The organism is Methanohalophilus halophilus (genome assembly GCF_001889405.1).
GTDB classification, from domain to species: Archaea; Halobacteriota; Methanosarcinia; order Methanosarcinales; family Methanosarcinaceae; genus Methanohalophilus; species Methanohalophilus halophilus.
In genome coordinates this window covers 655,876-676,921 of record NZ_CP017921.1, presented here as the reverse complement: position 1 = coordinate 676,921, position 21,046 = coordinate 655,876, and the positions used below count along the sequence as shown (strand labels likewise).

Below are 21,046 nucleotides of genomic sequence, written 5' to 3'. Positions count from 1 at the left end.
TGAAATCTGTACTGATGCTACATAAGGGTATCAGGGAAAAAGAAGTGGCTTTAAAAAGAGCTATAACCTTTCAGGAAATATATGGTATTAGAATGTGTAATGGTGTTTTATTAGTGATTTATTTTTATATTGAATGCCAAAATAGAACCTATTCTGTATTGTATCATTTTTGTTTATAATATTTTGGTTTGTTTAGCTTTTTATTTTAAATATAAATGGAGTGGCTAATGAGAGGAGAAATATATTATATAGGTATTAATATATTTTCTTAAGAGGTTTTAATGATGAGAATAATAACATTATACATTCAAATTTTTTCTGCTTTTATTGTATTTTGTACGATATTTTCCGGTATAGCGTCTGCTACGATGATAGTAGAAGATCTGAGTGGAAGTACTACTGAGGAAGATTTAGTTAATATTCTGCTGGGAGAAAATAGCAATGTAACAGTGTCCAATATTACTGTCACTGGCAGTAATCAGGCAATTGGGCAATTTAGTAACGGTGAGTCACTTGGATTCGACACAGGGGTTGTGATGACTTCGGGTCTAGTGTCAGATGTTCCAAAAAGCATGGATACGGAGATAGATACAAATCTTGGTGAACCAGGAGATGCAGATTTGGACACATTGATTGGTGGCAATACTAATGATGCTGCGGTGTTAGAGTTTGATTTTGTTCCAGAAAAAAGTGCCATCACTTTTAATTATCGTTTTGCTTCAGATGATTTTCCTTACGATTACGATGATGCTTTTGGCCTTTTTGTAAATGGTGAGAATATTGCCCTGTTGCCAAATGGTGATGTAGTTGCTGTCACCACTATCAAAGGTACTGAATATTATGATGGTAGTAATTTAAATAATGCTTTCAGTGGATCAAGTATAGTACTAAGTGCTGAAGCGGCTGTGGCAGCAGATGAACTCAACCACATGAAATTTGCCATAGCTGATACCGGCGACTCATGGGTAGATTCAGGTGTATTCATAGAAAGCGACTCATTTATTTCCAATAATGCTCCTAATGCTCCAGCAGATCCTCTCTGCGAGGGTGAAACAAATCCTACAAACATAACTGATTCCACTCCCGAATTTAGCTGGAATTTCTCTGATCCTGATGCCAATGATACCCAAAGTGCTTATCAGATCATAGTAGGTACTGCTGAAGATGGTAGTGATATGTGGGATAGTGGTAAGGTCAACAGCTCTTCCTCCACTGATATTGCCTATGGGGGTTCATCATTGGAAGCTGGTATTACCTACCATTGGAAAGTAAAAACCTGGGATAATCAGGATTCAGAAAGTGGATACTGTGACGATCAAACTTTTGATATTACTGACAAACCTGACCCTGTTCCCCCCCAAATTCAATTCCACACCAGAGGCCTATTTCATCAATAATGATGGAACCAGTAGGGATGTAAATACGAATTTCACTTTTGCCTATAGCGGGGAAAACATCAGTCTCAGTACGCAACTGGAAAACAGTTCAGTAACAGCAGTAACAGCTAACTTTTCGAATATAACAGATGAACCTGCCGGACAGATTCCTTTCGAATATCAGGGTGAGGGCATTTTCACTCTTCTCAATCATACACTTCCTGCCACAGAACCGGGGATATATTACATCCCCATTCTGGCAAATTCATCCGGCCAGATGAATTCTACAATATGCCCTGTAATGTTAGACTTCAACCCGAAAACAGACATTACCGGGCTGGGAAATCCAAACACAACTGATTGGACTACAATCAATGATCTTACCAATGTGAGTAATCTGACTTTTGAAGCAAATGGTGGCAATGGTAACGTAATTGGAAGTCTGGAATTTACGGAAACCGTAAATCTCTGTGACGTTGAGTTCGCTCAGAAATTGCAGCAATTTGGTGAATATGTAAATTTTGCCACAGCGCAGACAACCCTGGATTCTGCCAACCTGAGCAGATTGAATGTTTCCAGCAATCTTACAATGCGTGGTCTTGAATCCTTTGACAACCAGCCGGGCATATTGCTCAATGGTCAGCCCATCCTGCAAACAGGACAGACTTCCAGTGGTTCGGTGTCTGATCTTCAATGGGATGCAAATAACGGTGTCCTGACTTTCAGCACAGAACACTGGTCAACATATACAGCCGATGGTGAAGCACCCGAAGTAACCCCAAATTCACCTGTAACAGAAATTATAGGTCCCGGAGACCTTCTTGAACTGAATGTTTCGGTAAGCGATACCTCTACTGTATCTTCTGTAGTTGTCAATGTATCCAACGTAAATAGCACAATAGATGAAGCCATTTTAAGCAATAACAATGGTTATTGGATCAACAATTCCATTGCTGCTGATGTTACAATTGACGGCCAGTACGATCTGAACATCAATGCAACAGATGCTGTCGGTAATTCCAACAGTAGCGTAAACTGTTCAGTAATAATGGATTCACTTCCTCCTGAAATAGAAATTTCCGGCAATTTTACCCAATGGCAGAATTCCAGTGCACTTATTGATGTAAGTCTTAATGATGATAATGAAATTGCAAAGGTTAAATGGGATAGTGGGGATTATGGAACAAGCCATTTTGCGACAAACGGTAATGAGATTTCTTCTCCCTATGATTTCACGGTAACAAGCAATGGGTCATACACGGTATATGCACAGGATGCTGCGGGCAATGAGAATATAAGTGTGGTTAATGTTTCCAAAATAGATACTTCTGATGCAATCATTACTTTTGGAACCAACGGCAACAGTACTTATTCTAACATTCACAGCACAACAGTAAGTGCAAGTGATGCACTTTCAGGTATTGATAAACTCGAGTATTCCTGGACCCAAACAGAAGGGTCTGCAGGTAGCTGGCAAGAGTTTACCAATGGCGCTACTTTAAGTAAGGAGGGCGTCGATGGAGACTGGTATTTACACATCAGAGCTACCGACAACGCCAGTAATATCAACCATTCTGTATCCGGCGTATTCAAATTTGATAGCACTCCTCCTGCGATCAATGCTGTAGAATACCCTGTAAACGCCAATACAGGTCAGACTAATGTCATTGGTTTCAATGTGGATGATAACATTGGAGTTACCAGTACTGAGTTCAATATTTCAACTAATGAAACTGCTGAACTCATACAGGAAGGTAACTGGTACAATTATACTCTGACTGTTCCTGAAAATTCTGTGGAAGACATTGTCTTCAACGCCACTTTCTATGACGCTGCAGGCAATTTCAATGCAAGCGGTGACATTACAATCAATGTTTCTGACAACACTGATCCAGTAATTCAAACTACTGTTTACGAAGAAGAGGTAAATACTAGTGAGATTACAGAAATCGCATTCAATGTAACAGATAATATTGGAATCAATCATTCACTAACAAAGTTTAATGTTTCAACTAACGACACTGCCGAACTTACAAAGAATGATAACTGGTACAACTATACCCTGAATGTACCTGAAGATTCTGTGGAAGATATTGTTTTCAATGCCACCTTCTCTGACGCTGCAGGCAACTTGAATGCAAGCGGTGACATTACAATCAATGTTTCAGATAACATTGATCCAGTAATTCAGACTACTGTTTATGAAGAAAATGTCAATACAGGTCAGACTAATGTCATTGGTTTCAATGTGGATGATAACATTGGAATTACCAGTACGGATTTCAACATCTCAACTAACGAAACTGCTGTACTTACAAAAGATGGTAACTGGTACAATTATACTCTGAATGTACCTGAAGATTCTGTGGAAGACATTGTTTTCAATGCCACCTTCTCTGATGCTGCAGGCAATTTGAATGAAAGTGGCGACATTACAGTAAATGTCTCTGATAACATTGATCCATCTTACAATTGGATCAACAAGGTGGAAACTGCCAATACTGGAGACAACGTCACGATCAAACTCAATGCCACAGATAACATCGGTGTTGGTCTGTACAATATCACTGTAGACGGTGAAGAATATCAGATGATCAATGATTCTGGTAACTATACACACAACATCTCGATTCCTGCAAGTGATTCCGGTACACTTGTCAGTTCAATAACCTACAATTGTACCTTTGGTGATGCTGCAGGAAACATGAACAGTACTGGAGATGTTGAGATCGATGTATCAATTCTGCCGATTGCCGATTTCTCGGCCAATGTAACCCGTGGCACACAACCTTTGAGTGTGGAATTTGCAGATAATTCCTCTGGCCTGATTGATTCCTGGAACTGGGACTTTGGGGATGGCAATACTTCCACTGAACAGAACCCTTCGCATGTATTTGATACAGGTAATTTTACTGTAAACCTGACAGTGGAGAACACTAATGGAACTTCCAGCAAAGAACTTAATATCAGGGCTGCCGAGGAACCAATATATGAAATATCTCCGAATGAAACTGGACTTTTGTCAAAATATGGAGATGAGAGGAATTTCAGTATCAACAGTACCCTGTATTCCAGTTATGAATGGTTCATTGACGGTACACCGTTGAATGGTACCGGCGTGACATTGTACAACAACAATACCGATGACTCTGCACATCTGTCTTATTGTAATGTGAATACCAGCCAGTACATTGCTCAGGATGACTTCTTCATGGATGTGTACAATATCTCAGCACATGTCAGCAATGAGAGTATCGGCAGGACTGATGTCTTCTCCTGGGAATGGACCGTGACAAATTCATCCACTGAAGATGCAGATGATATCGATCAGATCATCAATACAACTCCAGAGGTTAATACATCCGATAATGAATCTTATGTACGTTTCAATACCAGCAACCAGACTTCCGAGAAGACAGGAATTGAATGTAGTATCGATTTCGTGTCATTCAATACAAGCAATGGAACCGATGGTATTCAGATCAAGATCGAAGTACTGAATACTTCTGCCCTCAACGAATCGGACATTGATTTCTCGAAAGATTCAGTGTATCAGTACATGGATATCGGTTTCAATAATGAGAGTCTTGTGAATGATGGAAGCAATAACAGAAGTATTGAATTCAAGGTCCGAAATGAAATAAATAGCGGATCCCTTCTGATAGATACTGTTTGGTTGAGACACAAGGAATCTTCAGGATGGAAAGCTTACAAACCCGAGCTTCTCAAAAATGATGGAACCTATTCGTATTTCATAGTAAGGGATATACATGGATTCTCACCTTTTGCTGTGTTAGCTGATTATAAGTACGATTCAAAAACCGAATCTGATGATGGTCTTCCTGCCTATCTAAAATGGAAGATGTTTAAAGAGCAAATGGAAGATTCCACTGAAGATGATGAAGTTGTGAATGCTGAAAATCCAGAATCAGAAGATACGGTTTCTTCACAACAATCAGATAGCACAGACATACCAGAAGATACCAATAAGGAGGATACAACTACTGCATATGGAGATAATAATCTGGCAGTAATGGGTATTGGGCTATTGGGATTGATAGCTATATTATTCATAATCTTCAAAAAGAAGGAAAAATAAGACCATTGGAGTTTGGTAAACTGGCCCTGATTATCTTCAGGGTCAGTTCTATTTTATAGATATATTAAGAAGTAACTTTTTTGAAATACAGTCAATTAAAATCTTATCTTATTTTAAAAAAGAGCTCCCTTAATAGGGAGCTTAACCATCCAAAACACAGGAAGGAGGTTGTAGAAAGGCCATTTTCGATTTTTTACTCACCCCCGGTTGTATCCGTGGCCCGAATAGAGCCGATACATCCTGTTGCGACGTACTTTGCCGTTATTGTCCAAAATGGCTGAAAAGACAATTGCCGGGTCAATATTTTTTCCCTGTTTGTATAGTACCACTTTCTCTATCATTTATTTCTCCCCGCCTTTGAGGCTTTTGACCTCGAATACCAGATTGGCAGGGAGATATTTATACTGCTGCAATTGGGCTACACATGTTAGGGGTTTGGGTAAGGATTGTTGCAGAATCACCATCATAACAGCCATCCATGAATGTCTATATAGAATTGTTTTGTGTAATTTGTAGACAAAGTATACTTTTCTATCAATAGATATTATTATATAATTTAAGTCTTAAATATTAATCATATGAACAATTAGCCTATTCTTTAATCCCCGGGCTTGTCATAATTCAAATCAAAACAGCAAGGTGTCCAGATGAAAACCCCCCTAATACTTCTGATTTTAACCATTTTGATGGTTGGTACAGCAGGTGCGAGTACAATTAATGTTAACGAAACTGGATGGTGGCAAGATGGCAATTCTTTCAATGCATCCTCCAATCCCATACAGGCAGCTGTAAATAATGCAAGTAGTGGTGACACGATTAGTGTAGACGCAGGTACTTATAATGAAAATGTTGATGTGAATAAGAAATTAAACATCACTTCCACAGACGGTGCTTCTGTCACACATGTTATTGCAACTTTTTCAAGTAACCCCGTTTTTAAAATCGGATCTGATACTGTAACTATTAACGGCTTCAATGTGAGTGGTGCTAATGATGGTGATGGTATACGTATTGAGGATTACAATCACTCTATTATAATCAATAGCATGGTGTCAAATAATGAGCGTGGTATCTCTTTAATTAATTCTGACAACGCTGTTTTGAGCAACAATACTGCATCTGGTAACGACTATGCCGGTATTTATTTGCAGCAGTCTGATTATAATGATTTAAATGATAATATTGTATCAAGCAACAATCAATATGGTATTTATTTAACTTCTGCTGGAGGTATTTCCAGTAACAATAATTTTACCAATAATAATGTATCAAAAAATGATAAAGGTATATTCTTACAATCTCCTCGAGACAGTACTTTGACTGACAACACTGTGTTTAACAACACTAATAATGGTATTACTCTGTATAGTGGTGATTCATATTTTAGTGAAAACAATACCCTTATAGGCAACATAGTTTCGGATAACAGTAATGGAATATACATTGATGATTCCGACTACAACAATTTGATCGACAACAATGTTTATGCCAACACTTATGGAATATATATGGATGCGGTTGATAACAATAATTTGACAAATAATCAAGTCTCAAAAAACTCACTGCAGGGCATTTGTTTATATAGTTCAATAGGAAACTCAATAACAAGCAATATTGTTTCGGGAAATGGTTATACTAATTTTGGGGCAGAGGCTGGCATATATTTATACGGCTCCACTGATAATAACATCTACAATAATTACTTCAATAATACTGAAAACTTTAAAACTATTGGACAAATCACTGATAACGTTTGGAACGTCTCCAAAACCGAAGGTCCAAATATTGTTGGAGGGCCTTATATCGGAGGTAACTACTGGAGGACTCCCGGTGATACCGGTTTCAGTCAGGTAAACACAGATTCCGATGGGGATGGATTCTGTGATACACCTAACGATACTTACGCGATACATGAGGTGCAGAACAATTATGATTATCTGCCCCTTGCCGGAGACAGCACAGAACCTTCAGTTGATCCGAATACTCCATTGAATAAAGTAGTTGGACCCGGTGACTTGCTTGAACTGAATGTTTCGGTGACAGACGCTTCTGAGATCTCTTCTGTGGTAGTTGACGTTTCGAGCATAAACGACACAATAAATGAAGTTGCTCTCAATAATGCCAGTGGCTATTGGAATAACTCCATTATTGTGGATACAAACACCGATGGAGTGTATAATCTCAGCATCAATGCAACCGACAGATGGGGCAACTCCAATACATCCATGAATTTTTCTGTGTTTAGGGATTCCTTTGTCACAGTTGGAGAGGGAAAGGATTATGCAACTATACAGGATGCTGTGAACAATACATTCGATGGTGACACTATACAGGTATTTTCCGGAACTTATGAGGAAAATCTGCTTATAGATAAAGGATTGGTTATTCAGGCAGTTTCAAGTGATGTTACTGTGATTCCTGCATCAAACAATTCTTCTGTCTTTAATGTTACTTCGAATGATGTTACCATCGATGGTTTCAATGTAAATGCAAATAATACCTCATCGTCAGGTATTTTTGCAAGCGAATGTGATAATGTCACAATTTTAGATAATACAATCTACGATACAAGTCTGGAAAATTTCCCAGATAGTAGTTATTCTAGTCATGAATTTAGAGCAAATTACTCTCTCGTAACCCTCCTGAACTGCTCAAATACAACTGTTTCAAACAATATTCTTAGCGATGGTTTTGCTGGAATAGGAGTCGTTTCAGGTACAAATCTGTATTTGACAGACAATGAAATTTCTCAGGTCAGCCGAGGCATCAAATCTTGTTTAGGTTCTGATTATATTTATTATGAAGGTCCAACTTATGAGAAAGGCCATGATGTATGGATATTGGATAATACTATTACCAATATCGGTGACCAGGGTATTGAAATAAAAGCCGATAATGTGACAATATCAGGTAATATCATAAATGATATAAGACCTATGAATGCTCGTTTCTCTTCAGCTCTTGACGACTATAATGACATAAACGGTTTATTTGGAATAAAAGTAGGTTGTAGGAACCATGAGGCAATAAGCTGTACGATAAATGATAATATTATCAGTGGGTTATATTTTGATGAAAATGACACAGTTTTGTCTGATGAAATAAATCATCAGTCAGGAATTAAATTGGTCAATGCTACGGATTGTCTGGTAGAAGATAACGAAATATCCTCTTTTGAATATTTAAATCATTCAACTGGTAGTTTCGATATGCAGAGAGGAATTCAGTTCTCATATACTGAAAATTGTACAATAGATGGAAACGATGTAAATTCATTTTATATCAACGATAGTTGGGCATACAATCAGGTAGGTATACATATTGGATACAATGCCTATAATACTTCAGTAATAAACAATGTGGTTTCCGAATTGCATCTTAACAACACTGAAATAAATAGGCAGAGTGGTATTCGAATAAGCTATCGAGGCTCTGGGAATATTGATGGAAACACAGTAACTTCTCTACACGTAATCAACGGTATATTAAATCGACAGGATGGAATATCATTACACAATAGCAATGGTTATTCTGATGGTTTTTCTGTCAGCGAGAATACAGTTTCTGATATCACGATTGATGAAGATAGTGAACCTGATAGTGGTAATTTCCAGGCTGGAATTGCTGTTCATAATGGTGTAAATAATACCATTTTGAACAACGATATATCCAGAGTTAATACTTCAATACCTACATGTATGTATACAGGATTGTTCATTGGTCATGGTGATAACTGTACAATTGAAGCTAATACAATTGAAGAAGGATTGATGGGCCTTACTCTGAAGTATTCAAACGATTGTAATGTTTCCGGTAATACGATTGAAAGTACTGCATATGGTGGAATGCTGGTTGAATCTTCTTATGACAATCTGATATATGACAATTATTTCAATAATGAGAACAATGTCATCTTTGAGCTACCATTCTCTGCAGAACCAAAATCAATCTCTTCAGTAAAAGAGAATTCTGATAACAAATGTAAGGCAGAATCCAATGAGTCTACGGAAACAAAAGTTAATTCTGTAGGTCCATTGATGGCCTATGAAAATCAGTGGAATATCTCCAAGACTTCCGGCACTAATGTTGTGGGTGGAGATTATCTGGGAGGAAACTACTGGGTACATCCAAATGGTACTGGATTCAGTGTGGATACTGCTGATTCAGATGGAGACAACATCTGTGATGTACAGTACAACCTCTCTGAAAATGAGATTGATTATCTGCCATTGGCTGCCATTCCTGAGCCAGAACCACCTAAAGAAAGCAGCAGTTCCGGTGGCCGTGCTTATGTAGGTCCAAGTATGCCTCCAGAAGATGTCGAGGGAAGTGATTCCGGAATTAAACGTGTGCTTGCCGGATCAAATGTCAAATATGAGTTCACCGATGGTTCAGGTCCTGTCTTTGGTATCAGTTTTGATGCAAAGGATGACAAAGGTACTGTTGTAGCAAATGTACAGGTACTGAAAGATAAACCCGATGATGTGGATGAGCCAAAAGGTAATTCCTACCAGTTGATGAGTATCACTGTTGGCAGTGAAGGTACTATCTCTGATGAAAATGCTGACAATATCCTCATCGAATTTAAGGTCAGCAAGGAATGGATTGAGGAGAACAACATCGATCCTTCCACAATTCGCATGACAAGGTTCCATAATGGAGAATGGCAGGATCTTCCAGGTAACCAGGTTGAAGAAGATGACGACTACTTCTACTTCACAGCCGAGACACCTGGATTCTCTGTATTCAGTATTGTTGGAGATGAATACAAAGAAGTGATTGAAGAACCACTTGCTGAGGAACCTGAAGGTGAAGAAGTAGCAGATGAACCTGCAGCTGAAACTGAAGAAGAAAGTGCTCAGACACCCGGATTTACCGCCATTTTTGCAGTGGCTTTGATTGCAGGTGCAGCACTCATAATGCGCAAGGACTGAAGTCTTGAAAAGAGTGGAATAATCCACTCTTTTCCTGTTTTTCTTTCTATCAAAGAAGTTATATATATTAGTCATCAACTAAAAACGATGGATAATAGAGTTGTATCAGCACTAATTCTCTTTTTGTTATTGTGTTTCTTTTTCACATGTTCCACAACGCTTGCAAGGGAAGCTGATTCTTCATCGGACCATATATTTTTAAAAGCCGCAACGCTCAATACCAGTCACACTTCCATAGTTAGAGAGAATACAGTTACAGTTTCGGCAAACGATAATGCTGAAGGTTATTATCTGGTGCAATTCAAAAATCCGATTTTACCGGAATGGAAAGCACAAATCGAAAAAATGAGTGAAATTCATGGATACATTCCTGAGAATGCCTATATCCTTCATCTAAACGAGCCTCAAATAAATCGCATAAAATCCCTTCCTTATTTCAAATGGATGGGTGAATATAAACCAGAATACAAAATTGACCCGGATCTCTATCATCTGGACGGGCAAATAACTATAGTTATATCTACTTTTGATTCTGCAAATTTAACAGAATTAAAAAAATCCCTTCTTGAAATGGATGCAATCATCGTTGCAGAAAACAGCAATCAGATCAGGATTAAAATAAACGGCTCAGTGATACCTTCGATCGTTAAATTTGAAAATGTAGCCTGGATTGAACAATACAATCCACCAGTAATATTGAATGATAAAACTGGCGAAATAATAGAAGTCGATACAGTAGCACATCCCCACAATCTTACAGGTGCCGGTCAGGTTATAGCCATCGCGGATACAGGGTTGGGTACGGGCAATCTCAGTACTCTCCATCCAGACATAAAAGGAAGAGTAGATGCATTGTATGATTGGTCTGACGGCAATCCTGCAGATACAAACGGGCACGGTACTCATGTAGCAGGTTCTGCGCTTGGTAATGGGTCTCTTTCTGCAGGCCAATACAAGGGTATGGCGCCTGAAGCACATTTATTCTTTCAGGCATGTGGTGATGATTCCAGTTCTTTGAATATTCCTCCTTTGCATCAATTGTTTATTGAAGCCTATAACAATGGGTCCAGGATTCACAGCAATAGTTGGGGAAGTGATTCTGTTTTATCCTATTCAACTGAAGCAGTAGCGCTTGATAATTTCACGTGGCATCATCCTGATATGTTGATAATATTTGCTGCTGGAAATGATGGACCTTACAGTGGGACAATCAACTCACCCGGTATTGCCAAGAACGCTTTGACTGTAGGTGCTTCAGAAAATTACCGGTCAGAACGTGGGATTGATTCAGATGACCCTTCAGATATCGCTGGTTTCAGCAGTCGTGGACCCACATTTGATGGCAGGATTAAACCGGATGTTGTAGCACCCGGAACTTCTATTTATTCAACAGCCTCATCCCTTGTTTATCCAGAAGATTATGTGTATATGAGTGGGACAAGCATGGCAACACCCATCACTGCAGGAAGTGCTGCCCTCATCCGGCAATATTTCCTTAACAATCTTTCAATTCATCCATCAGCAGCTCTTCTAAAAGCGATATTGATCAATGGAGCAGCAGATCTGGGTCATTCGTCGAATTCACAGGGATGGGGTCGTCTGAATCTCACAAATTCAATAGATCCTGTCTTTCCTGCACATATCCGGGTTCATGATAATATTAATCTAAGTACTAACACCAGCTGGACTACAGAATATTATGTAGACAATAGCCAGACTCCCCTGAAAGCCACGCTGGTATGGAATGATTATCCAGCCACCACTTCAGCAGGTAAAGCGCTTGTAAATAATCTGGATCTAGTTATAATATCCCCCAATAATTCGCATTATTATGGCAATGGTGCTCCGGATAACGTCAATAATGTGGAGCAAATTCGAATAGATCCGCCTGAAGAAGGATGGTATACATTTTCTGTAAACGGTACCAATGTACCGCAGGGTAGTGAACAACAATTTGCTTTTGTGATTGCAGGAGGTAGCCTGAATAATGAGACTGTGGTTAGAAAAGCTACAGTAGAGCCCCTATCTATAGGCTCAGATGGCACGGAAACAGCAATTTTGAGAGTGGAACTAAATGAAAATCTCGTAAATCCGGCAGTTTATGTAAACCTTTCACAATTAGGTTATTCTTCACAACAAAACCTAACAAATAACAGTAGTGTGTGGGAATACGGCCTGAATTCCACATTAGAGGGAACTTATTATTTTGGACTCAATGTTACCTATAATGAAACTTCATGTGATAATTCAACATTTGTCAAGTTCAATATTATTGATAACACCCAACCTGCAAACGTGGCTGATTTATATCCGGTAGATGCTGGCTATTCATGGATAAACTGGTCCTGGGAAAACCCTATTGATTCTGATTTTAATAACTCAATTATTTACATTGACGCAATTCATGAAGCTACTTTGAACAGCACATATTATAATGCAACTGGTTTTTCCCCCAACACTTCACATACAATCAGTATCCGTACTGTTGATAAAAACGGTAATATTAACCAAAGTTGGACAAACAATACTTCCAGCACAGAGGCAGATGTGACAGATCCTCAAATACACGATATAGTGCTAAACAACAGTGAAAATCTTAGTGCAGGTGAACTTTTAGCTATTACAGTCAATTCCACTGATGATTATGAGTTAAGTGAAGTCCTGGCAGATGGAAAACAATTGAGTAATATAGAAGGTACATTGTGGACAGGAAATTTGACAATCTTGCCAGGCATGCAGTATATCAACGTATCAGCAATGGATACTTCCGGTAACAGAGTCTGGGATAATTCCTCCAGTTATTTGGGCTTGATAATGCCACAGGCAAATTTCACTTCTAATGTAACATCTGGCAAAGTACCTCTGCAAGTTCAATTCAATGACACATCCCATAATGCTACAGAATGGAATTGGGACATAGACGGGGATTCTTCCATTGATTATGAAATACCGAATCCTTCACATATTTACAATAAAACCGGCACTTATAGTGTATCTCTTACTGTAAACAATACGAATGGGACAGACACCTACTCTTTTGAAAATTACATTAAAGTGGAATCCAGAGACTCCGGGACAAATGAAGGTGGAAGTGGTGGAGGTGGAGGCTCTACAACAGCTGAAGAGTATTCAAATATAGACTTTAAGGATTTTACTATCAGATCAGTAAAATTTAATGAGCCTGTAACCTATGAATTCAAAGAAGCGGCAAACCCAGTTCGCCAGCTTGATCTTGTTTCTTCCAGAAATGCAGGCCAGATAAAAATAGTTATAGAAGTATTGAAAAACACTTCAACCCTTGTAAGTCACTCTCCTGCAGGTACGGTCTATAGCAACCTCAACATCTGGGCAGGCAATTCCGCTTTTACCGGCAATATTCAGAATTCTTCAGTAATCTTCAGGATAAATCAGGATTGGCTTAATCAGGAAAGTGTGGATGCAAGCGATATTGGATTGAAAGTATTTGAAAATGGAATATGGATTGCACTGCCAACAGAATATATCAGCAAGGCTAATAATTTTCTATATTTCAAAGCTGATACTGACCGCTATCTCAATTCTCCTTTTGCAATTGTGGGAGATGAATACAAAGAAGTGACTGAAAAACCAGTTGCAGAAGAGCCTGAAGTTGAAACGCAATCAGGAACAGAATCCAAATCAGAAGATGCAAGTGCTCAGACACCCGGATTTACTGCCATTTTTGCAGTGGCCTTGATTGCAGGTGCAGCACTCATAATGCGCAAGGACTAAAAGTCTTGAAAATGAGCGGAATCATCCGCTCATAATATTTTTTATGATTAGTGATTTTTCTACAAAGCCAATACCCTTATAATTAACAATAATCATATGAAAATCAGATGAAAAAATCATCACCGATAAAAAAGGATGTAAATGCAGTTCTGACAACCACATTATTATATGTTATTTTTGCGAGTCTTTGGATCCTTTTTTCAGATATAGTATTGGGCTGGTTTGTTTCGGATATAAGATTATATAGCCTGCTGCAAACCTATAAAGGATGGTTTTTTGTTCTTGTAACTGCCCTTTTGTTTCTATTTTACGTAATGCCCCACATCAATGAAATCAACAACTCCTACGAACAGGTTTTGAAAGCCAAAGAGGACTACAGCTCCATCTTTGAAACTGCTGCAAACCTGATTACTTCTGTCGATTCGGATGGTATAATTGTTGACTGCAACAATCAGGTCCAAAATTTCCTGGGTTATAAAAAAGAGGAAATTATAGGCTTCCCAATGGCAAAGATAATTCATCCTGATTATCTGGGTAAAGCTTCGCAGTCCCTTCAGGAAATCCTTGAAACAGGTTATTCCTATGATAAAGAATACAAGATGGTTAGAAAGGACGGCACTCTTATTGATGTCATCATAAATTCCTCCGGTATGAATAAAACCAATGGAAATTATGAAAGAACGATATGTATTATCAATGATATCACCGAACGTAAAACGAGTGAAAAAAGGATTGAGTATCTAACTTCGGTGTTAAAATCCATACGCAATGTAAACCAGCTTATCGTAACAGAAAACGACAAATTGAAACTTTTACAGGGTATCTGTAATAATCTTACAGAATCCCATAGTTTTTACAGTGTATGGATATGCCTGATGGATCATAATCAAAACCCAACCATGATTAAGGAAAGTGGTGGGGATAGTAATTTTTCACTTCTTACATCAAAAATGAAAAATAGTGAAATTCCTGATTACATTAGGACAGTTTTAGAAACAAACGAGCTGCTTATTGTAGACGACCTATCAGAGCAATATTCGGATCATACTCCAGCAAAGGAAAATACAAAATCAGTACACTTGCTTTCTAAACTTGAATATAAGGATAATGTCTATGGTGTGATTGCAGCCACCATTTCCCGGGAGTTTGCACAGGATAGCGAAATAATCGGTTTGTTTGAAGAAGTAAAAGGTGACATTTCTTTTGCCCTCTACAAACTGCAACTGGAAAATATCCGCCAGGAAATAGAAAAACAGCTTCTTGAAAGTAAGGTAGCAGCTGAGGAAACAAACCGTACCAAATCCGAATTCCTTGCCAATATGAGCCATGAATTAAGAACCCCCTTAAATTCAATCATTGGTTTTTCCACTATCCTGAAAGATAGGAAACACGGAGATTTGAATGAAAACCAGACCAGATACATATCCAATGTTCTCAAAAGTGGGAAACACCTGCTGGAGTTGATCAATGACATTCTTGACATTTCCAAAATAGAAGCGGGTAGAATGGGATATGAACCCGAAAACGTAAACCTTTCAGAAATAGTTGGTGAAGTAGTAACGTTGATGCTACCTATGGCCAATAAAAAGGACATTGAACTTACATCCAACATCGAACCTGAAGACATAGAAATATTTGCTGATAAGATAAAATTCAAAGAAATTATGTATAATCTACTCAGCAATGCAATTAAATTCACACCTCAAAAAGGTAAAGTTGCAATAAAATCTCAACTTGTCGATGATAATATTGAAATATCTATCTCAGATAATGGTATAGGTATTCCTGATGGAAAATACCAAAGCATATTTGACCCCTTTAAACAGGTCGATTCGTCTTCCACCCGTAAATATGGTGGCACCGGTCTGGGGCTTGCCATTGTAAAAAGATATGTGAAAATGCATGGTGGAAGTATACGGGTGGAAAGTGAGCCTGGAAAGGGTAGTACTTTTACGTTAACGATACCTGTGCCAAAATGATTTTTCGTCATCAATATAATCTAATATTAACTGATTGATTGGAAAATTAATTGTCATTTCTTTTGTATCAGTTAGATTTGGATTCATCATCCACTATAAGTTCTGTAAGATAACCTACAATAATAGATGTCAGAATAATGTATATTGTAAGTATTAGAGTATAGATAAACCCAAAATAATATATCATTATAGGAAGCAGAGGAAGTTTTACAGAGCGATTGTAAAGGAAAGTGCCCATGAAAGATGTTCTCATTCCCTTTTCTTTGAGATCTGAAAGCAGAGGATACCATACATAAATGGGTCCAGTACTCAGGATACCCGCTACGATCGAAAATACCCATCCTTTCATTCCGGCCTCCTTGCCCAGATGCTTCTTGATCTTATCAGGTTTGAGAAAGAGATTGAAAAGGAATATGAAGACAAATACCAGTGCAAGGATTGGAATTATACGTAAAAAAATTGAGTAGTTTTCCAGCAGGGATTCGTGGAAAAGTGTGGGAGATGTAAAATAAACTACCAGGTAGATTGCGATCATCATCCCAACAAAATAATATTGTCTCACAGTTACAGTTCTCCTACTATTCCTAAAGTAATTACTGTTAATATGGCTACAAAAAAAGATACGATAAAGCAGATTATGTTCCTGGTGAGGGCAAATTTCTTTCCAAGAATATCCATCTCAGCTGGCAAACTAATAATTCCTACAGTAACCCAGCTCAACAGGAAGGCTGTAACAGCAAAAAGAGATACACCTTGTTTGATAAGTTCGCCTCCAATTATATAACTTGTAATTGGGTTTCCTGCAGCAATACTGCCAATGAGACTACCTATAAAAGGATCAATCAGGATATTCCCCGTGAAGATTGTAGAATAAAGCGATTCAGGAACTGCAGCCTTTAGAAGGCTAATCGCCATTATGACTCCCACAACCACAGGTAAACTTTGATTTAAAGCATTCAGGGTTTTCTTAGCACTTTTTCCAATATGGTTCATAGCTTAATCATCTTTTTGTGACCTGTGTTTTTGAATTAATTATAAATGTATTCGCTATTTTTATATAATTAGGTGCAATACAAATAATAGGTTTCTTTAGATTGGTAGTAGACATTTCAAGGAGATTAGACGGTGGAAAAGTTAAAATTTTTGTTAATATTATCTCTGGTAGTTACATTTTTTATCCTTCCGGCGGCTGCTGAGAATCTGTATTCTGCCGAGGAAAAACAAATGCTGGATTTGATCAATGAAGAACGTGCAGAACAGGAGATACCTCCTTTACAATTCAATTCCCTGTTAAATGAGGCGAGCAGTGAACATAGCAGGGAGATGATTGAAAATAATTATTTTGGTCATGATTCCTATGACGGCACATCTTACTGGCAGCGTCTGCAGGATTTCAATTATCAATCGAGCACAACAGCCGAAAATATCGCGATGACCATTCCCTTTGATGTACAGAAGGCTCATGATAATTTAATGGCTTCTCCGGGGCACAGGACGAATATCTTAAATCCCGATTATAATGAGATTGGTATTGGGATCTGGGTAGGTGATTATACCTACAATGGGGTTACCTATTCCAATGCAGCAATGTTCACACAGGATTTTGGATGGAGTTCCTCTGCTGCAGTAGATGAAGACGAACCAATTTCAATAGAAAGTTACAGTCCACAGGATGATTTTTCTTCAGATGCGGGAAGTACGCAGGAATTTGCTGTAACTACGAACCGACCATGCAATATACGTTGGCTGGTTGATGGGGTTGAGGTACAAGAGATCAATAACGAACAGACTTCCTCTTATACTACATCAAAGTCTTTACCCGGTACATATGAGATTAAGGTAATAACCGATGATGGAGTTTCTACAGATTACAGGGAGTGGTCCTGGACTGTAGAAGAGGAAGAAACTGATTCCTCCTATCATGCTTACGACTTCAATCAGGATTATGTGATAGATACCACTGAAGTGTCAAAAGCGATCGATGATTATTATGCCGGTAAATTAGATGTTGCGGCGATTTCTCAAATAATCGATTACTGGTATCTTGGTTCTGATGGGTATCGCTGATAAGCGACTGCTATTAATATGGATTTTTTAAGGGACAGCCGTCCGGTCAATCAAAAAAGTAATAAAAAACCTAAAATCAGGCAAATATTCCATAGATCTGCATGCCTATATCAACGAATAACTCCTTTACCATTGTACCAAAGGTCAATCCTTCGTACTTGATTGTACCCGTTTCATCTACATACAATTCCATGGTAGGTTCAATTCCCCTGTCCTGCCAGACATCGTATTGACCGTTCTGGTCGAAATCAATCCAGTTGCCTCCTTCAACAATCTGCCCGTTTTCCGTAATTGCAGCATACTCATTTTCCCCTCCATCAGGCATGGTTGCATATACATGCATCACCTCATTGCCCAGGATACTGTGTACGAAACCAGGTAAATTTCCTGTATTGGTATTGTATATTTTTACGGCATCCACTAACATGTCACGTTCCAGTTCTTCGGCAAATTGAGGGCCTGCTGTAACGTTTGTTTCACCGGAATCATTCATGTCAAACTGTTCTTCATCGGAAGGAGGCAACGGCTGGTCCTCTTTCCAGTAATCACAGGCCAGGATTTCATCATGTACGATGTTACCGTTCTCATCGTATTCGGTTTTGGACTGGATATAAACGTAACCATTGGAAGAACCAGAAGGAACGTGTAGACCCTGAGTATCCTGTACAATGTGATTTACGACCACTGTACATCCGATTAGTTTATACCCGGGTTGTGGTTCAGGACAGTCTTCGGTACATGTGTAATATTTACCGGCTTGTCCGATACCTATCAATCCGATACAAATTAACAAAAGTAAGATCCCTATTATTCTTTTGTCCATCATTAACACCCTTTTATATTTAGGTGTTAATGAATAAACAGTTTGTCCTTCCCCACCATAAAATTGGTGTTATTCCAACAAAATGAATTTCATCAATATTGGTCCCCTGAGAGGAAATAGACTAACAGTTGTGAAATTTCAATGCTGAATTCTGTGATAGATTTCACTGACATCTTCAACTTTTAGAGCAGGAATCTCCTTCCGTAAGGGAGGGGTAGTTGACAAGAAAGAATGGATCTGATAAATCCATTCTTATTTTTCTTTCCTTCTCAATACCATTGCAATGGCTAGTCCCAGCATTCCTATTAATAACAAAGGATTTGCCGTTGGCACTTCAAAATTGGGTTGCGAATCGTGTCCGAAGTAATGACTCATGTCCGAATCAGTTACATTGGGACCAATTGGTGGCACGCCTACAGCCGTAGCAGTGTTCTCATATTGTCCCAAACTGGCATTTCCGCTTTCGGTCAATACATAGGATTCACCAGGCTGTAATAATGGAATGGTTCCAATCAATCCAAGCTCATCATCGGTCACATCAATATCGGTTAAATTGACATTACCGGTATTGGTCACATTGAAATCCCATACAACGTCATAGTTCAATCGGATGTATGGGCCTGTCTTATTATCCGCATCCTCTCCATTGGTAGATTTTTCGATATCAATACCAGGGATCACTTCAAACATTCCTGCATCAAAAGTCATATTGAAATCGGTTGTTTGAACGTCTATTATCCCAGTCTTTCCCATAGCAGGATCAACGTCACTATCGTATTCATTGTCAGTACCTTGGTTTTCTGGACTGAAAATGTGACCGGGAAGCAAATCGAATTCTATATAATACTGCCCGGCTGCAACACTGAAGTTATAGTATCCACTTGCGTTTGTTACTGTAGTTTCCAACAGTAAATCATCACTGGAATTGTACAGGCTCACATTTACTCCTGCAATTCCCGGCTCTCCAGGTTCCTGAATTCCATTGTTGTCTGCAGTATCATTCCACAGGAAATCTCCGATTGTTGCATTAACTCCAAAATAATGACTCGGATCTGAATCACTGATATTTGGACCTGATGGAGGTGTGCCCACGGCAGTTGCATTGTTTGCATACTGTCCCAGGCCAGCAATTCCATTTGTTGTGAATTCCTGTGATTGGCCTGCCTGTAACAGTGGAATAGTTCCGATATACCCAAGTTTGTCATCGGTCACATTGACATCTGTCAAATTGTAATAACCTGTATTTGTCACATTATAAACCCATTCAACTTGTTTCCCATTAAGTACAAGTGGACCAGTTTTACTGTCAGCATCTTCTCCGTTGGTGTACTTCTCGATATCAATCATTGCACCTACTTCAATGAATAACAGTTGTTTATGATCATCTTGGTCGTTGCCATAAGGATCAATCACCACGATAGCAATTTCATTATCACCCGGACAAAAACCAGTCCCGTTTATTTGTGCATCATCGATAATATATTCAGATGCCGATGTTTTATATCCCTGATAATTTGGATTTGCATCTGTAAGATTCCAGATTGCAGCCTGAAGTTCCTTCCAGTTTGCTTGGGGTGTAGAACTTAGTTTATCATCATAGGCTCCATCACGGTATCGATTAATCAGGTAATTGACCTTGTCCCACTGCTCATCGTCATTTGTGTATCCAGGCATTGAGGAATTCTCACTACAATAGACATTAGTATCATACAATATTTCAGGCGTAATGAATACTTCACTGTCGGCACACCAGCCAGTCCACATCCCATTACTTATATCGTAACCTGCAGGAACATCACTCAATTGTAAATCAAAATAATTCCCATTACTACCAGGTACAGGTTGCGCTTCGACCGTGATTATCGCTGAAGGAATCTCTACTGGACAACATTCTTCTGCTTCTGTATTTTCTGCAGTCGCTATTGAAATTACTGCAAAAAGGATTGCAACTAATATAACTAGTTTTATTTTAGACTTCATACCGCCACCTCTATAGTATATTTCTTGCTGACAGTATA

At 38.6% G+C, this 21,046-nt stretch carries 11 protein-coding genes; 6 read left to right on the top strand and 5 right to left on the bottom strand.

The features are described 5' to 3' along the window. Positions 1–281 precede the first annotated feature (281 nt). A complete protein-coding gene (locus BHR79_RS03350; RefSeq protein ID WP_123130986.1) occupies positions 282–1,397 on the top strand; it encodes a choice-of-anchor L domain-containing protein in 1,116 nt (371 codons plus the stop codon). Next, on the top strand, positions 1,309–5,475 hold the full coding sequence (locus BHR79_RS03345; RefSeq protein WP_143743542.1) for a PKD domain-containing protein: 4,167 nt from the start codon (positions 1,309–1,311) through the stop codon (positions 5,473–5,475). The genes BHR79_RS03350 and BHR79_RS03345 overlap by 89 nt, the downstream gene beginning before the upstream one ends. A gap of 197 nt (positions 5,476–5,672) precedes the next feature. Here the strand turns inward: BHR79_RS03345 and BHR79_RS10480 are convergent, their stop codons facing one another. Further along, positions 5,673–5,816 carry a hypothetical protein gene (locus tag BHR79_RS10480; RefSeq protein WP_013036518.1) on the bottom strand — a complete coding sequence of 48 codons (144 nt, stop codon included), beginning with the start codon at positions 5,814–5,816 and terminating at the stop codon, positions 5,673–5,675. Positions 5,817–6,122: 306 nt separating this feature from the next. Between BHR79_RS10480 and BHR79_RS03340 the strand changes: the two genes are divergently transcribed. The 3 genes from BHR79_RS03340 (at position 6,123) to BHR79_RS03330 (ending at position 16,138) form a co-directional block, all read left to right on the top strand. After that, positions 6,123–10,409 (top strand): NosD domain-containing protein, encoded by a 4,287-nt coding sequence (locus BHR79_RS03340; protein WP_072561056.1) that lies wholly within the window; start codon positions 6,123–6,125, stop codon positions 10,407–10,409. An 87-nt stretch (positions 10,410–10,496) separates the two neighbouring features. Then, positions 10,497–14,159, top strand: coding sequence for a S8 family serine peptidase (locus tag BHR79_RS03335; protein ID WP_083433017.1), 3,663 nt, complete (start codon positions 10,497–10,499; stop codon positions 14,157–14,159). Between the two features lie 107 nt (positions 14,160–14,266). Next, positions 14,267–16,138, top strand: a complete 1,872-nt coding sequence (locus BHR79_RS03330) for a PAS domain-containing sensor histidine kinase (protein WP_072561054.1) — start codon at positions 14,267–14,269, stop codon at positions 16,136–16,138. A 67-nt stretch (positions 16,139–16,205) separates the two neighbouring features. On the opposite strand, the gene BHR79_RS03325 is transcribed toward BHR79_RS03330, so the two are convergent. Continuing rightward, entirely contained in the window at positions 16,206–16,700 is a 495-nt protein-coding gene (locus tag BHR79_RS03325) for a hypothetical protein (protein ID WP_083433016.1), read from the bottom strand. Positions 16,701–16,702: 2 nt separating this feature from the next. Beyond that, positions 16,703–17,131: a hypothetical protein gene (locus BHR79_RS03320; protein ID WP_072561053.1), complete on the bottom strand. Its 429-nt coding sequence runs from the start codon at positions 17,129–17,131 to the stop codon at positions 16,703–16,705. Between the two features lie 132 nt (positions 17,132–17,263). Between BHR79_RS03320 and BHR79_RS03315 the strand changes: the two genes are divergently transcribed. After that, a complete protein-coding gene (locus BHR79_RS03315) occupies positions 17,264–18,205 on the top strand; it encodes a CAP domain-containing protein (protein ID WP_072561052.1) in 942 nt (313 codons plus the stop codon). A gap of 76 nt (positions 18,206–18,281) precedes the next feature. Here the strand turns inward: BHR79_RS03315 and BHR79_RS03310 are convergent, their stop codons facing one another. Both BHR79_RS03310 and BHR79_RS03305 read right to left on the bottom strand, forming a co-directional pair. Beyond that, entirely contained in the window at positions 18,282–19,031 is a 750-nt protein-coding gene (locus tag BHR79_RS03310; RefSeq protein WP_072561051.1) for a hypothetical protein, read from the bottom strand. A gap of 249 nt (positions 19,032–19,280) precedes the next feature. Then, positions 19,281–21,008, bottom strand: coding sequence for an SdrD B-like domain-containing protein (locus BHR79_RS03305; RefSeq protein WP_072561050.1), 1,728 nt, complete (start codon positions 21,006–21,008; stop codon positions 19,281–19,283). Positions 21,009–21,046: the final 38 nt, after the last annotated feature.